The organism is Rhizobium sp. P1_B8 (assembly GCF_056406515.1).
This window is the reverse complement of sequence record NZ_JBFTZZ010000011.1, coordinates 1-15,980: the sequence shown is the minus strand read 5'-3', so window position 1 is coordinate 15,980 and position 15,980 is coordinate 1. Positions and strand designations below refer to the sequence as shown.

Sequence of the window (15,980 nt, the reverse complement as noted above, 5' to 3'; positions counted from 1 at the left end):
TCGTCTCATGGTCCTCGCCAATCGGTTTTATTCGAGCGTTGAAATCTCTTGGCGAATTCGTTGAGGGCGAGTCTCAGCCAAGGCAAGACTTAATCTCCCAGAACGTGAAGTAAATATCTAACGGAAACTTTACCGTGCTGACACGCTTAGGTTGACTAAATGATGGATTGTAGCGATAGGGCTTTACACCCGAATAAAATCTTCCTGAAGTTGTATTTTCAATGAGAAAATTTTTGAGAATCGGCATGAAGCGGACTCGTCCGACTATCGCCCCTGTTTTGATATTCATTGCTTGTGCCAACCCGGCTTTTTCGCAATCACCTGTTCCGACCGATCAAGGACCGGAACAGGTGCAGGCGCCCGCTCAACCGGCGCCGGCCATGAAATCCCAGAAATTCGACGACTGGTATTATCGCTGCACCGGTTCGGCAGGCACTGAGGCCTGCGAAGTCGCCCAGGTCGCGCAAGTCGCCAAAGACGGCAAACCCGTCAATATCCTGACGTTGGCGATCGCAGCTTCGCCGGCCGGTTCCCAGGGCAAGGGCGACAAGGGCAAGCCGCGGCTGATGCTGACCGCCCTTCTGCCGCTCAACGTCTTCCTGCCCTCCGGCCTGTCGATCAATGCCGATGGTAAGCCGGTCGCCAAACTCGACTATCGCAATTGCAACCAGTCCGGATGCTGGGCGCAGCAGGCGCTGGATACGAAGACGGCCGCGGCGCTGAAGAAAGGCTCGAGTGCTGAAGGGCTGGTGCGGCTGATGAACGGCCAGGACGTCAATATCCGCTTCTCGCTGAAAGGGCTGAAGCCGGCCCTCGACGAACTCCAGCCCACTGCCGTGAAGTAGCCGAATTTCAAAATGACGACAGACATTCGATCTTCCCTGGTTGTCGGCGCCGTCCTCATGATCGGTGTCGCTTCCGCCCACGCACAGTCGCCGGCCGACGATTTTAACCGCCGCCAGGAAGAGCAGACGCAGTCGCAGCGGCTGGATGCGCTTCGCCGTGCCACACCGGGCGGCAGCGCGGATGGGGAAAACGGATCTTTGCCCGCAGGCCCCGGAAATGGCGCCTGTTTCGACATCACGCGTGTCGAGATCGATGGGGCAAACCTGCTATCGGCACAGGAGATCGGCAAGGTGACCGCACCTTACGGCAACCGATGCGTCGGCCTTGCGGAGATCAATGCGGTGCTGCGCGATGTCACGCACCTCTATATCGATCATGGATATGTGACCTCGCGGGCTTACGTGCCGCAGCAGGATATCGCCAAGACCAGAATCCTTCGCCTGCTCGTCGTCGAAGGCACGCTCTCGGACATCTATCTCAATGGCCAGAAAGTCGCCGGCAGCGGTTCGCTTGCGACAGCCTTTCCGGGCCTGATCGGCCGGGTCGTCAATATCCGCGATATTGAGCAGGGGCTCGACCAGATGAACCGGCTGCAGGCCAACGACGCCAAATCCGCCATGCTGCCCGGTCCCAAGGACGGAACGTCGATCCTCAATATCGAAAACCGCCCGGGCCGACCCTGGCATGCCTCCCTCGGCAACAACAATATGGGGCAGGAAAGCACCGGTTTTTCCCGGAGCTCGGCATCGCTGGGCTTGGACGATCTGCTTGATATCAACGATCAGTGGTCCTTCTCCTACGAGCATAGTGGTCCGGACTATCCGTGGCGCAATGACGGAAAGGGATATGGCAACAGCTATTCCGGCAGCGTCAGCGTCCCCTACGGTTACTCCACTGTCTCGCTGAACGGCTCCTGGTACCAATATGAAAGTGCGGTCGAAGGAAATTTCTCATCGCTCGAAACCTCGGGCAATTCCGGGCAGGCAGGTCTCGGCATTGATCGCGTCGTCTTGCGCGACAAGGATTCGATCACGACTGTCCGCAGCAGCCTGACCTATAAACAGACGAACAACTTCCTGCTCGGTAATCTGATCGAGGTCGGCAGCCGCCGCTATACGGTCGGCGAGATCGGTATTTCCCATTCCCGCCGCATGTTCGGCGGCATCTGGGTATTCGATGCCAGCTACGACAAGGGGCTCGGCCTCTTCGATGCCGTGGAACCAGGCGATCCCGGCGCCGGCAACGCCGATCCGCGATTTTCAAAGTTCAACGCTACGATCAGCGTGACGCAGCCGTTCACGCTGGCCGGTAGGCAGCTCGAGCTGACCTCGCTGCTCAGCGGTCAATATTCCCCCGACAATCTCCTTGGCGCGGAGCAGATCTCGCTTGGCAGCTACAGCAATGTCCGCGGCACGCGCGAAAGCGTGCTCTTCGGCAATAACGGCATGTTCAGCCACAACGAGATCGTCTGGAGAACGAAATCCAACGAAAGCGGCGATGCAGTCGCGAAGGTCCTCGGCGAGCTGCGCCCTTACCTCGGCCTGGACTACGGCCATGTCTATTCGCAAAAGCGCTTCGACATGACGGGGGGCGATCTCGCCAGCTGGACGGCCGGTATCCGCGCTGTCGGCGGCAATATCAGCGCCGACCTCGGCTATTCCGACATCGTTGCAAGCAGCCTCGACCAGGTCGACGGCGGGCTCTTTTATTTCAGCGCATCCACTCATTGGTAACGGAAGCAAAAATGACCACCGGCAATATTTCGAAGAATAAACTCACTCAGACCTTTTCGACATCGACAGCGCTGATCCTTGCCCTTTCCATCTCGCTTGCCGGCTGCGCCGGCCGGGAGGCCCGGCCGGTCGCTTCGACCAACCCGACCGACAGCGCGTTCGATTGCGCCGGCATCGCGCGTGAATTCGAGGCGAACGAACGGCAGATCACGTCGACAGTGAAGGAGCGGACGGACGCGCAAGGCAAGAATATCGTCCTCGGCGCGACCGGCGTCCTCCTGTTTCTTCCTGCGCTGTTTTTCATGGATCCGAAATCCCCCGAAAAGGTCGAGATCGATGCGTTGCGCAACAGAAACAATGTCCTGACCAGCATTGCCAAATCGAAAGGGTGCCCCGCGCCCAAGTCCCAGTTGACCGAGCTCTACAAGCATCTCGACGCCAAGGCCAAGCCTGCATCGTCGTCGGACAACAGGAACTGAATTTCGCTGACACTCGAACCCTATGCCTGAATCCCGGAGTTTCTCTATGCGTATCGTGCGTTTTCTAACCCTTCTCCTTCTGGCGGCGACACTTGCGTCCTGCGTCACGACGACCGATCCCCGGCTAATTGCGGCCCTTCAACGAACCTCGGTGCGCGAAATCCGGATTGAGTTGGCCCCCGACGTCAAGACATTCGGTTTCGGCGACAAGCCGGACCAGCAGGTCCAGGAGGCGGTTCGCACGCTTCAGGCGACGATGGCCAAGGAATTGATCGGCGTGCCCGGCGGATCCACGCGCGGCAGGCTGGTCGTGACGCTGCACGTCTTCGATGTCACCACCAAGCAGGCGCGGATCATCGGCGGGCATGACAGCATGATCGATGGGACCGTCCGGCTGGAAGACGCCAAGACCAGGCAACTGATCGCCGAAGCGCAAAACATCCATGGCGAAGATCTCTCCATGCGCGGGAGCGGCTACGGCGTGATCGTCGCTGTTGCGATCAACGCAGCGACGACGTCAGGGGCGCCTGACATCATGGCGCAGCGGTTGTCGAAATCCTTCACACGCAATGTGAAGTCGTGGCTCACCCAGAAATAGTCCTGCGATGCAGCAGTCATATTGTCGAACCCGAAAGAGGATGGCGACGGGGCCTCGGCAGGGTTTGAATCCCCTGTCCCAATCGAAATGGAGAAATTTCGTATGAACAAAAGGCTTTTTGCGGCTGCGGGATTGAGCGTCATAGCGGTGCTGCTGGCTTCATGCGGCGGGGCAAAAGATCCCGCGATGGTCGCCAGCGAAAGAGTGGCAAAATCCACTGAGATTCTGAACGAAAGAAAACAAAAAGGCGCGTTGATCCTGGCGCGCTTTATCTATCCCGGCTTGTTCGGCCCAATGCAATGTGCCGGCCAAATTCGTCTCCGCAAGCTCGTCGACGGCGAACCTGACAAGGTGGCTGCTCCTGAAGATGTCTGGAGCGGTTTCAAATGGCTACTGCCCGAGCAAAGCAAGCCGGCGGATATAAACGGCAATCTCCTGAACCCTGTCGGCAACGCGAAGGAGTACGAACGCGTTTTGCATCCGATCGCGCCCGGTACTTATGTCGTGACCTACGCCTCCTGTCAGATGTCTTCGCCGAACGGAACGATGACGCTCGAGGCTGGCGGCGATCATGGCGGACTGTTCAGCTACATCAGCGCCTTGGAAGGTGCGAGCAAGATTACGATTGGCGAGGGCCAGATCGTCGATGCCGGATACTTCCGTGTGCAGGGGACGAAGACTCACCCCGTCGTGGTTGGGCAGGAAGCAAGCCAGGCCGAGCGCGAGGTCATGAGGGAAGTTCTTCCGGGAGCCTATTCCTCCATCACGTTCAAGAAGTTCGGGGACTAGGCACGCCGGACGCCCACGGGGACGCGCCAAATCGCGTCCATTTTGTTCGGATTGCATTTACCTCAAGCACAGGCAGAAGTTGACCGTCATCAACGGCTATGGTTTCGGTCAACTAAGAAATTGCAACTAATGCGGGATTTATCCGCCGCATGGATTTAGGTCGCGGAAGGCAGTGATGAGCGAAGAGCGGTGCAAGTCGACGACAGCAACATGTGGCGTCGCCGGAGCAAATGGAAGACCTGGTCGCAGGCTGGCACGTCTCGCCCGGCAATCGCTCGCGCTCCTGCTGAGCAGTTTGCTCGTGTTTCAGCCGATGCTTGCCAATGCCCAATCTGTGTCGGCAAGCGGCGCCGCGCCCGCCGCCAACCMGCCGGGCGTCGGCGCCGCCCCGAACGGCGTGCCGCTGATCGACATCGTCACCCCGAATGCGACCGGCCTGTCACATAACAAATACGACAATTTCAACGTCGGCACGCCGGGCCTCATCCTCAACAACTACAAGGGCGAGATCGGCAATTCCAATCTCGGCGGCGTCACGCCGGGCAATCCTAATCTGAATAATTCTAGCCCGGCATCGGTCATCCTCAACGAGGTGACCAGCGGCAATCGCTCGGCTTTGAACGGCCCGACCGAGGTGTTCGGCGGCCGGGCGGATGTCGTCATCGCCAATCCGAACGGCATCACCTGCGACGGCTGCGGCTTCATCAACACGCCGCATGCAACGCTGACCACAGGCGCGCCGCAGATTGGGGCCGATGGCAAGCTCAACGGCTTTATCGTCAATGGCGGGGATGTCACCATTGGACCGAACGGCGGCAACTTCGCTGCCGGGCCCGGCGCGGTCGATCTCTTCGACATCGTCTCGCGCGCGGTCCACGTCAACGGCCCGGTCTATGGCAAGGACCTGCGCGTGACGGCGGGTGCATCCAACTTCGACTACGCGACGGGCAATTCCCAGGCGCTCGCTCCGATCTCCGGCACACCGGAATATGCGATCGACGGCACAGCACTTGGCGCCATGCAGGCCGACCGCATCAAGATCGTCGTCACCGAAAAGGGCGCCGGCGTGCGCATGAGCGGCAATCTTGCGGCCAACACCAACGAATTGTCGCTGTCGGCCGACGGCAAGATCTCGCTCGGCAACGTCTCCGGCCAGCAGGGCGTTTCGATCTCCTCGAAGGCGAAGGTGACGGCCGCCAAAGTAGCCTCGAAAGCAAAGGTCGCCGTTCAGGCGGATCAGGGAATTACCCTCGATACGGTCGCCGCCGACGGCGACATCCTGCTTTCGAGCGGCAGCGGCCTGTTGAGTGTCGGCGGAGAGGCCAACAGCGCCGCCAACGTCCTGATGTCGTCGAACGCCGGGATCGCTGCCGGCAGCGTCGTGGCCGGCAATGCGCTTACCTTGTCCAGCACGTCGGGCGACATCCAGGTCGGTGGCGCCGCAAAGGGTGGCGGTGCGCTGACAATCACCGCGACATCAGGCTCGATCGCCGCAGCCTCGCTTGTCAGCGGCAATGACATCACCCTTGCCGCCGGCGCCGATATCGGCATCTCCGGCGATATGCTGGCGCAGGGAAACGTCACGGCTTCAGGCCGTTCGATCTCGGCCGATACGGTCGTCTCGGGCCTCGACATCGCTGCGACGAATGCGGCGGCAAATGGCAGCACGGTTCTATCAGGGGCCGGCGACATCCAGCTTGCCGCCGGCAGCGGCGCCGTCGATGTCGACGCGCTCCTGTCGGCCGGCGATACCTCGGTCACATCAGCGGCGCTGACGGCCCAGAGCGTCATCGCGCATGGCGCTATTTCGATCAACGCGGCCGCTGACATCAGCGGTCAGATCCTCAGTGGCGGCAACATCGACCTCACTGGCTCCGCCATCACAGCCGACGCGATCATCGCCGGCATCGACTTTGCTGCGACCGATGCGGCCGGCGGCAATATCGTGCTGACGCAGAGCGGCGATCTCTCCCTTGCCGCGAGCGGCGACATCGATACCGGCACCCTGCTTGCGGCAGGCAATCTCTCGGCTTCCGCCACCAATATCGGTGCAACGGCCATCACCGGTCATGGCGCGATCACGCTTTCCGGCAACACTGACATCACCGGCCAGCTCCTCGGCGCCGGCGATGTATCGATCAGCGGCGGCTCGATTGCGGCGGACACGATTGTCGCCGGCATGGACTTTGCCGCCACCGCCGCCTCGCCGGGCGGCGCCATCGCCGTCGGCACGGCCGGCGACCTGAAGCTTGATGCCGGCAGCAGCGGGAGCGTCGATATAGACACACTGCTTGCCGCAGGCGCGCTCCTCATCGATGCCGGTCGTTTCCAGGCCGACAATGTCAGCGGCCACGGAGCCGTTACCATCACCGCCGATACATCGGTCACCGGCCAGCTCCTTGGCGCGGGCGACGTCTCGGTCACGGGTCCGGCCATTCAGGCCGGCGCCATCGTCTCCGGCGTCGATTTTGCCGCCACCGCCCAGTCGGCCAATGGCGACATCGCGCTGGGGCAGACCGGCGATCTCACGCTCAAGGCGACGGCCACCGATATCAGCGCCGGCAACCTGCTTGCCGCCGGAAGTGTCGATGCTAGCGCAGCGGGTGATGTCAGCGCCAATGTCGTTGCCCATCAGGACATGACGATCGTTGCTGGCGGCACGATCGATCTTACCGGCCAGTCGCTTGCCGCCGGCAACGCCAGCCTCTCGGCGCGGGATATCACCGTCGATACTCTCGTTTCCGGCCTCGACTTCGCGGCCACCGCTGCATCCGCCGGCACGCTTAAGCTCCAGCAGACCGGCAGCATGAGCCTTGCGGCCACAAGCGGTTCGATCACCGCCGGCAACGCCCTACTGAGCAGCGGCGCTCTTTCGGCCAGCGCCAGCCAGAATATTGCCTATAACAAGCTCCAGAGCCTCAGCAGCGCTGCGCTCACGGCGTCGGGCGGCCAGATCAGCTACGGCAATCCCACCCGCACCGCCGGCAACCTGACGCTCACCACGACCAATATCGATCTCTCCAATGGCCGGGCGAGCAACATTGCCACCGGCGGTACGCTGACCCTGAACGCCGCAAGCGCCAACCTTGCCAACAGCAGCCTCACTCTCGGCGGCCTGGCTCTCGATCTCTCCGGCACGGCCGATCTCAGTGGCGCCCGGGTCAATGCCATTACCACCGCCGGCGGTTCGGGCGATATCGCCATCGATGCGACCGGTCTTACGACGACGGCCGGCACCGCGCTGCTCGCCGCCAACGACCTGACGCTGACGCTGCCGTCGCTGATCAATGCCGGGCAACTGGCAGCCGGCAACGATCTCACATTCAACATTGCCGATAACTTCACCAACAGCGCCACGGGCCTCGCCTATGCCGGCAACGACGCCAGCCTCTTCGTCGGCGGCGTGCTCACCAACAATCAGGGCGCCATCCTCGCCAACCATGACCTTCAGATCGCCGGGGTGGCGGCCGGGCTGAGAAACACTGAGTTCACCAATATTTCCGGTCTCATCCAGGCCGGAAACGACATGTCGATCCTGACCAGCGCCCTGACCAACCAGCGGGCCGCCACGCCGCAATGGACGACCGGGACGCTGGTGTCTTCAGGCGTCGTCAGCGGTTTCACGCTGAATCCCGTTGCCGCCGGCCTGCCGTTCGGTTACCTCGAGACCGCAGATCAGAACATGTACCAGCTCTATGCGGGCGTGGATCCGGGGCTGTGGCAGGATTATCAGCCGCTGCTCTGGTCGAAGGCGACGCTTGCCGACGGCACGACTTACCGCGCCTGGACCTGGATCTCAGCCGACGGACCGGAGAAGGTCGGGCCGATCATCGACTGGATCAGGGACCGGGTGCCGAGGGACGCGAACGGCAATCCGGTTGTCGATCCCAACAATCCGTCGCGCTATTTCATCGTCGACGAGGTGAATTTCAGCGGCTCGGACGAAAGCACCACCTACACATGGGATTGGTCGTCCCATCTCAGCCAGTCAGTCTACGAGGACCGCTTGGTTGGCACGCTCAGCCCGGAAGCGACGATCCGGGCGAGCCGCAACCTTTCGATCGACGCCACGAATCTCACCAATGCCTACAGCTCGATCGAGGCCGGCGGCAACGCGACGCTGAAGGGCTCAACGCTGACCAATACCGGCGTCAGCCTGTTTCGCACGACGACGACGACCTGCCAGGCGCAGGGCGCCTGCACGGCCTATGATGCCAACGGCAACGCCAATCCCTCGAAGAACATCGCCAACGGCACGACGATCGTCAGCTCTGTCCAGGCGATCGGCGGCGTCTCGGCCAACATCAAGGCCGGCGGTGCGCTCTCCGTCAATTTCGGCAGCGTCAACAACACGTCAGCAGCCGGCTCGGTTGCCGGCGGCGCCAGCCTGGCGGCATCAAGCAATCCCCGCGATCCGCTTTCAGCGCTCACCGGCCTGACCGCCGGCGGTGCGTTGTTCAATGTCAACTCGGCGCTCGGCGGCGTCACCGCCAATGGCGGCAGCCTGCTTACCGGGCTCGGCAATATCGCCGACCGCATCCGCGTCGACGGCAAAGCCCTTGAGGCCGCCGCCAAACCGCAATCGGGTGGCGTCGACGGGAACATACCCCACCAGATATTCCTGTTCGAAACCCGCGGCGACTTCCTCGATGTCAGCAAGTTCTACGGCTCCGGCTATTTCATGCGCGAGATCGGCTACGTGCCGGAGACGACGGTTCCGTTTCTGGGCGATGCCTATTTCGAGAACCAACTGATCGACACGCAGTTGCGGCAGCTCGTCGGCGAAGGCCTCGGCAGAAGCACCTTCATTGCCGGCAACAGCGCCATCGAGCAGATGAAGACGCTGCTCGACAACGGTGCCGACTATGCCCAGGATAACGGCCTGGCTGTCGGCCAAGGGCTCACGCCTGAGCAGGCGGCGGCCCTCACCAAGTCGATCGTCCTCTACCAGTGGCAGACTGTCGACGGCGTCCAGGTGCTTGCTCCTGTCGTCTACGTCGCCGCCGCCGACCGGCAGAAGCTTAGCGGCGCCGGCGCCGTCATGGCGGGCGGCTCGGTCGATATGAATGTCGGCAATCTCGACAATTCCGGCCTGATCGCATCCGCTGGCGGGCTTGCCATCGCCGGCAAGACCATTCAGGGCAGCGGAACGTTCCTGTCGCGCGGCGACACGACGCTCAATGCTACCAACGGCATCACGCTGGCGGCCCAGACGATGACGATCGGCGGCCAGAACCTCGTCAATGCCAATGCAGGCGTGACGGCAGGCGGCAATCTACTGCTTGCCGGCGGCAGCGGCGATCTGGCGCTGAAGGGCGTCAAGGCCAATGCCACGCGCAACGCCTCGCTCACCGGCAACAACGTGACGCTGGCTGCAGCCAAGGTTGACAATGCAGGCCAGCAGAACGCCACCGCCAGCCAGGTCGCCAGCGGCGGCAGCCTGACGATCAAGGCAACCGACAATGTCAACGTCATCGGCAGTTCCGCCAAGGCGGGAACGACGCTCGAGGTGACTGCCGACAATGGTTCGGTGGCCGTGGTGTCGACCGATGTCGCCCGCAACAACCAATCCGGCTACACCAGGACCCTCTCCACCGACCAGCAGCAATCGCAGCTATCCGCCGGCACGAATGCGACGATCAAATCAGGCGGCGACATCCTGCTCTCCGGTTCCTCCGTCAAGGCCGGCGACAATGTCGCGCTCAGCGCCGGCGACGATATCAACATCACCGCCGCACAGGAGCATTCCGCATCCACCTTCGGCAAGAAGGCCTCCTCGTCGATCACCCATGTCGGCTCTGAGATATCGGCCGGCGGCGATCTCTCGGTGACGGCAGGCAACGGCAGCGGCGATCACGACCTCAACATCGTCGGCAGCAAGCTCGCCGCCGACGGCAAGGTCGCTCTCAAGGCCGATGGTGACGTGACGATCGCCGAAGCCACCGACACCGCAACCCTCGACACCAAGCTCAGCACCAAGGGCGGTTTCCTCGGCAGCAGCGAGAAGACGACTACGCATCTGGAAACGACGACGGCCGTCGGTTCCGCCATCACAGGCGGTGGCGGCGTCGACATTGAATCCGGCAAGGACACGGTCATCTCCGCCTCGAAGATCGAGGCCGGCAACGAGGCCGCCGCCGCAGACCTGAACATCACCGCCGGCGGCGACCTCGTCATTGCATCAGGCAAGGACACCAGCGCCAAGGATGACAAGGGCTCGCGCAGCGGCTTCCTGTCGAAAGGCTCATCCAGCTACAAGAGCTACGACGAGACGACCGTCGGCTCGCAGCTGAGCGCCAGCGGTGACATCAATCTCGACGCGGGCAAGGCAGCAGTCATTGCCGGTTCAAAGGTCGATGCCGACGGCTCGATCAATGTCGCGGCCGACAATGTCTCTATCATCGGGGCTCAGGAGACGCACGAGCTTGAGGAGCAGCGCAAGAAGTCCGGCATCGGCGTCGGTTCCGGCGGCGGGTTTATTTCGATCTACGGCAGTCAACAGAACAAGGGCGCACAGGCCTCGACGCTGAATGTCGGCTCGGCGCTTTCCGCCGGCGAGGACGTCAACCTGACAGCCCAGGCAACCGACCTGAACATCATGGGCTCTTCGGTCGATGCCGAGCGCGACATCAACCTGTCGGCCGCGCGCGACGTCAACGTCACGCCAGGGGCGGAAAGCTTCTCGCAGTCCGAAGAGGAGAAGAAGTCCGGCTTCGGACTGTCCTTCTCGGCCGGCAATGGCGGCTTCTCCGTCGGCATCGGCGCGCAGAAAACCAAGGACGGCTCGGCGCAGCAGTCCGCCACCAACGCGGCGTCGGTGCTGTCCGCCGGTCGCGACCTCAACATCTCCGCCGGCAACAACGTCAACCTGCAGGCCGCACAGGCCTCGGCCGAGCGTGACGTCACTCTCTTCGCCGCTAATGACATTAATCTTCTCTCGGCCAACGACGTCAGCAATTACCAGGAGGTGCATGAGAAGACATTCGCTGGCGTGACGCTCAGCGTCTCGAGCCAGGTGGGCAGTGCGGCCCAGAGCATCATGAACGGGGCTGAGCGTCTTTCGGATCCCGGCGGCGTCAATGGGCTGACCAACAGCGCAATCGCCGGCCTGAGCTTTTATGAGGGTATCAAGGGCCTGAAGGGCGTCTCTGACAACCTCGCCGACGGCAAGGGGCTTTCCTTCAACATCGGTTTGAATGCGGGTATCAGCCAACAGGAAAGCAGCTCATCCTCGTCATCCTCGACGCCCGCCGTGACCGGTATCCGTGCTGGCCGCTCCATCACCTTAGACGCGCAGAACGGCTCCATTACCAGCGACGGCGCCCAGATCGCGGCCGGTTACGACAAGTTCGGCCTGCCGACCATCTCCGATGATCCGCTGGTGGGCGATATCTTCCTGTCGGCGAAGAACGGCAACATCAACTTGAACGCCGCCACCGGCACATCGGACTCAAGTAGTTCCAACAGTTCCCGGAGCGCCGGCGTCGGCGTTAATTTCGGCTGCAGTACGGCGAAGAAAAACTGCGAGACCAGTGTCGGCGTCAGCGGCTCCTATGGCAAGGGTGGCTCCAGCACTACCGGTACCAGCCACACCAACACCCATGTCAATGGAAGCGGCGACGTCACGATCGTCACCAATGATCTCGCCTTGAAAGGTGCAACTGTCGCAGGCAATACCATCGCGGCCGACGTCCGGAACCTGACGGTCGAGAGCCTAGTGGATACTTCCAAGGCGAAGGCAGACCAACTCAGTCTCTCGGGGCAGATCGGCCTCGGCTCCTCCGGCATTTCCGGCGTCACGCAGAAGGCCAAGGGTGATGCCGTCGTCGTCTCGGAGCAATCTGGCATCCATGCCGGCACCGGCGGTCTTAATCTCAATGTCGAGAAGCAGACGACGCTGGTGGGCGGACTGATCACCAGCGAGGCGACCGCCGACCGCAACACGTTCGATACCGGCACGCTGACAGTAACCGATATCGACACGCATTCGTCCTGGAAGGCCGACACTTATGGCGGCTCAATCGGCACCAGTGGTCTCTCATTTGCACCACCAATCAACGCCGGCGAGAAGGAGACTGGCAAGGCCTACTCGGCCATCGGTCCGAACATCGGTATCACCATCACCGATCCGGAGCATCAGACGCAGGATCTCGGCACGATCCGCCGCGACACTGAAAACACGAACACCTCGCTGCCCGGATTGCCGGACCTCGAGAACATCCTGCGCAATCAGTACCGGACACAGGCTGACCTCCAAGCCGCTCAGAAGACCATGGCGGGATTGGTCGCGACGATCGCCAACGAACTCGCCGATCAGGCTGATACCCCGGGAGAACTTGCCATTTGGGGTGAGAGCGGACCCGGGCGAGCATTGCTGCATGCCATTGGCGCCGGCATCCTGGGTGGGGTCAATGGCTGGGAAGGTGCCCTGAGAGGCGCGCTTGGCGGCGGCACTTCGACATTGCTTTCTTCGGCGATCGACAAGCTCGTTAGCGGCATGCTCAAGGGCACAAAATACGAAGGAACGCTTGAGGGTCAGCAACTCGCCACGCTGATCGGCCAAAGCTTGGCCGCTGTGGCGGGAGCTGCTGGGGGCGGGGAAGGCGCGGCTTATGGCGCCGCCAACTATCAGTTCAACTACCTGAACGATAAGCAGTACTTCAAGCTGAAGAGCATGGAGATGGCCTGCAAGGTCGGCGTTGCCGGGGCTTGTGACATCGCGCAGGATCTGCAGACCCTCGACCAAATCACCACTGGAGAATTGGTGAGCGCTTGCAGTGAGGATATTGGTTCTGACGCTTGCATCGCAGCAAGACAAGACCTTGGCGCGGCCATTCACTCAATTGGTCAGCAAGGACTGGGTCTATCAGAAACGGAACGAAGACTGCTCGAGAGTTACTATGCTGAGCTGCAGTCGCTTCAGAGAGATCCCACAGGCACAAAACAGCTTCTTGACGCTATCGCCGGAATCGTTCTGAGCTCTCCACGCGGAACCGCGGCTTTGGCGGAACTAAACGGCGGTGGCGGGATCCAACGTGGAACCAATACAGAGTCGGTAGCCGGCTGCTCGTTCGATGGTTCGACACTGGTCAAGACGATCGACGGCTTCACCGCGATCCGCAACATTAACCCCGGCAAGTCATTGGTGTGGTCACGCGACGAACAGGGACACGAGGGATATAAGCTTGTCCAGAAGCGTTTCCTCGATAAGCACCCGGAAACAGTCTATCTGATGCTGCAATCCGAGAATGGCCGGGTTAAGCAGACGATCATCACGACGCTGTTACACCGCGTTTTCGCTGTCCTGCCAGAAGGCGCATCGAAAGCAGCGCAGATAGCGATTGACGGAGAGTTCTATTCCGGTCCGATTCACAACGGTGTGTGGATTGCGGTCAAGGATCTCAAGCCTGGCGACCGGATGTTGAATGATGACGAATCTTGGTCCGATGTCGTGTCCGTACGCATCGAAGCCAAACCGCTCGATGCCTATAATCTTACAGTGGCTGATTTTCATACGTATTTCGTAAAGCAGGCGGCGAACCGCGACGCCAAATCGGTCTGGGTGCATAATGTCAACTGCACGGTATCAACAAAGACGTATGCCGACGGGGGCCAGACAATCGAAGTCACTGGCAAAGGCAGTAAGGCTTACGCCTCAGGTGACCTGCATGCTACCTACACTTCAGGCAACCTGCATATCAATTTCTACACAAATGGTGGCGTGGCAGGCGAAAACATGGGCACGTCCATGATAAAACAAGCGATAGGGGCGGTAACAACCGGTGAGGTGAAAACCGTTTCTGGAACCTTGGGCAAGGACAACCTTGCAGCATACAATAAGTTGATGTCAACCGCGGGAACAACCGCGGAAGAAGCGGTGATGGGCACGCCACTTGGGAAGTCAATGCAAAGCCTAGGCTACGGAAAAGTTACGATCTCGAGTGGCAGTAGTGGAACTCCAGCGGTGAAGTTTAGTAGATAAGGTGAGAGAATGTCAGAAGAATCCCTGGTAGATCGTGCTTTGGAGCTTGGCTTGACCAAGGAGTTGCTGGCTGTCCTGGAGGGAAACTCGACATATTCAGACGCACATTCTATAGATAGTTTAGATCGGCATTCGCGACGACTGCGGGCGATGGCGATGATCCATCTGCAATTCATGCTTAGATTTGGATCTTCAGAGTCGGAAGACAAGCAGATTGAGGTCGACGGAAAAGTATACAGCAGTTATCCGGAGTATTTTAGCGCCTGGAAGCTGGCAGGAATTCCGGGGATATTGCCGTATCGTTTGGACGCGATGATCAAAGAAGCCGAACGGCTCAAACAATCTGATTGAGTTACTCTGCAGCGCCGAAAGCGCAGTCTCCTCTCAGTGGTCAGTGTCGTCGATATCCGCGCAATATCGCGCCTTGCAGGAAACGAGCCGAGGCCGTCAGAAATCCCCAGGAGCAATAGGCATGATTGAAGACTCTCCCGAATTGTGGAATTGCACAACGGTATGCTTCGTGCAGGCATTGCTCGGAGCAATTTCTCCGAGCTTTCGGCTTGTGGCCCTTGGCGCAAACCACCGTTCCCAGCCTTGAACAACTCGAAGATGCAGTCGATATTGCCGATGTTAAAATGCACTGTCAGGTACCTTGGACGTCCCGAAATAAACTTCTAACCGCTTTCTGTGCGGCCGTTGCGTTGCCGGCGACCGCGTTCGCTATGGATTCGGCGCAACTGATATCTGCACTCGAACGGTTTAACGACGGCAACGGCGCTCAGCAGATAGCAATCAAACTGGCAGGGCTGGTTGAAAAGGCCGATAAGATCGGCCTGAATACACTTAGTAAGCAAATCCAAGCCGAAGATGGGCTCCTACTTTCTGACCTGGCGGGCGTGGCAGAGCTCGGAGGGGCAGAACAACGGAAGGTTGCGCTGGCCATGCGGCCATGCCAAACCGCGAATGTGTTGATCAAAGCAATCGCCATCGCGATTGGAGACGGGCGGGCCCAGCCCATGGTCAGAGGCGGGACGGTCATGATTGACGGCACTGAAATGGGATTCCAGTTTCGCGGAACACATGTGGAGGTGCGAGATCCTCAGCCAATTGCCGCATAAAACATCAATCGGCTCCAAATGTGTGATGACTGGAGATTGCAAGAACGATCCCGACCTTTGAAGCCTCTTGACCGTGTTTAGTTTTGGATGTGCCAGATCGCACGAGAGTGGCGCGGATAAAGAGTATGGAAAATAAAAGAAAATTTCATATAGACGGAGAGAAGATCCGGGACTTGGATGGTTTTTTTCGCGAAGTTGCGCGGCAACTTTTTCCGGATATGCCTGACAGGGACTACAATTTCGATGGTCTTGATGACATGCTTGGAGGCGCCTTCGGAACCCCGGAGGGTAATCCCCCCATTCTTAACGGGGCTCAGCAGTAGAAATCACGCGGCCATTTTCAGTTTCTGTGCGGGCGTTATGCCGCCGATGCCCATATTGGGCCGTTCGTTGTTGTAGGTCCATAGCCACTGTGTGGCGAATTCCTGCGCCTCC

Annotated in this window: 9 protein-coding genes; all 9 read left to right on the top strand. The window is 60.3% G+C overall.

The window, feature by feature from the left end; genetic code table 11:
• Positions 1-221 precede the first annotated feature (221 nt).
• The 9 genes from AC1D2N_RS14725 to AC1D2N_RS14685 all read left to right on the top strand — a co-directional run bounded on the left by AC1D2N_RS14725 (position 222) and on the right by AC1D2N_RS14685 (position 15,868).
• Positions 222-845, top strand: a complete 624-nt coding sequence (locus AC1D2N_RS14725) for an invasion associated locus B family protein (protein ID WP_026231014.1) — start codon at positions 222-224, stop codon at positions 843-845.
• 12 nt (positions 846-857) lie between these two features.
• Positions 858-2,579, top strand: a complete 1,722-nt coding sequence (locus AC1D2N_RS14720) for a ShlB/FhaC/HecB family hemolysin secretion/activation protein (RefSeq protein WP_018448577.1) — start codon at positions 858-860, stop codon at positions 2,577-2,579.
• An 11-nt stretch (positions 2,580-2,590) separates the two neighbouring features.
• Positions 2,591-3,058 (top strand): hypothetical protein, encoded by a 468-nt coding sequence (locus AC1D2N_RS14715; protein ID WP_018448578.1) that lies wholly within the window; start codon positions 2,591-2,593, stop codon positions 3,056-3,058.
• Positions 3,059-3,104: 46 nt separating this feature from the next.
• Complete coding sequence (locus AC1D2N_RS14710; RefSeq protein ID WP_130653917.1) at positions 3,105-3,656, top strand: hypothetical protein; 552 nt, start codon at positions 3,105-3,107, stop codon at positions 3,654-3,656.
• A gap of 102 nt (positions 3,657-3,758) precedes the next feature.
• Complete coding sequence (locus AC1D2N_RS14705; protein ID WP_018448580.1) at positions 3,759-4,445, top strand: hypothetical protein; 687 nt, start codon at positions 3,759-3,761, stop codon at positions 4,443-4,445.
• Between the two features lie 175 nt (positions 4,446-4,620).
• On the top strand, positions 4,621-14,427 hold the full coding sequence (locus AC1D2N_RS14700; RefSeq protein WP_477981494.1) for a hemagglutinin repeat-containing protein: 9,807 nt from the start codon (positions 4,621-4,623) through the stop codon (positions 14,425-14,427).
• Positions 14,428-14,436: 9 nt separating this feature from the next.
• Positions 14,437-14,778 carry a hypothetical protein gene (locus AC1D2N_RS14695; RefSeq protein ID WP_018448582.1) on the top strand — a complete coding sequence of 114 codons (342 nt, stop codon included), beginning with the start codon at positions 14,437-14,439 and terminating at the stop codon, positions 14,776-14,778.
• 218 nt (positions 14,779-14,996) lie between these two features.
• Entirely contained in the window at positions 14,997-15,545 is a 549-nt protein-coding gene (locus tag AC1D2N_RS14690) for a hypothetical protein (RefSeq protein ID WP_245484510.1), read from the top strand.
• 125 nt (positions 15,546-15,670) lie between these two features.
• Positions 15,671-15,868, top strand: a complete 198-nt coding sequence (locus AC1D2N_RS14685; RefSeq protein ID WP_477981491.1) for a barstar family protein — start codon at positions 15,671-15,673, stop codon at positions 15,866-15,868.
• Positions 15,869-15,980: the final 112 nt, after the last annotated feature.